Below are 1,052 nucleotides of genomic sequence, written 5' to 3' on the forward strand. Positions count from 1 at the left end.
GGCTGAAAATAGGACTGATGCCAACCAATCAAATAGCTTTGCCACTCCAACTTACCCACCGAGATTTCATCCAAAGTCGTCTCCATCCCTGCGGTAAAATCGGCTCTGAGCAGATCGGGAAAAGTTTTATGCAACACATCATCCGTAGACATTCCCAAAGCCGAAGGTTCAAGCACCTTACCCTTGAGATAATTTTGATGTATTGCTGAATACTATGATTTGGCAGAAAAAGTCATAAACTAAAATCTATAGCATTTTTTTATTGATTAATCTTTGGGGGCATTTTTAGTTATGCTTAAAATAGTTAGTCAAACTAACTCTGAAATTCTAATTTCCAGCAAAGATACATTTACATTTCGGGGGCGGCTATCGGCTTTTATATTTCTAATTTGTTTTAACCTTCCCTTTTTATACTTAGGTCTATTTCCTGCGTTCCACTATGCATCGAAAACTGGGGTTATTAACATCGAATGCGATCGCGTCAAACCAAAGCAAGTCAATTGTCAAATCTCAAAGTCAAAGTTCTTCGATTTAGTTAAGACCAAACCTTTAGATTATAAATTTGTCCAATATTCAGCATACGATCTTGTTGAGACGGGGGATACGATTAATGAAAATCCAGTTTATCGAGCCAGAGTCCTTTTAATGACTGGACTTGGTGAAATGGAAGTATTTGAAGATATTCATAAACTAACAGGTTATACTATTAGTGATTCTTTAAATTCCTTTGTGGGGTCTAATCAGAAATCTTTTTCATATAAATATGACGAACGGTTGGTTTTTGCTACATGGTGGGGACTTATAGTTAATCCACAGCTTCCATGGCTCTTGGTTAGCAGTCTAATATTATGGTTTGCTTTTGTCATCCTAATTTACAATGAAGAATTCTTCTTCGATAAATCCAATAGATTGCTAAAGCATACTAAATGGACATTGTTCGGAACGAAGATTAATCATTATTTATTTAATGAAATTGCTAAAATTGATGTTTTATATTCATCTGATAGCTATAACAGAGTATCTTTTATCCCAAGAATAACTATTAATTCTAA

1 protein-coding gene is annotated in these 1,052 nt (G+C 34.7%); it reads left to right on the plus strand.

The genetic code is table 11. The annotated features are described in order from the left end of the window. Positions 1-291 precede the first annotated feature (291 nt). Positions 292-1,052, plus strand: a 761-nt coding sequence (locus AC805_RS13190; RefSeq protein WP_156341401.1) for a hypothetical protein, incomplete at its 3' end; no start/stop codon positions are given.

The sequence above is a fragment of the Pseudanabaena sp. 'Roaring Creek' genome (assembly GCF_001402795.1).
In the GTDB taxonomy this organism is placed as follows: domain Bacteria; phylum Cyanobacteriota; class Cyanobacteriia; order Pseudanabaenales; family Pseudanabaenaceae; genus Pseudanabaena.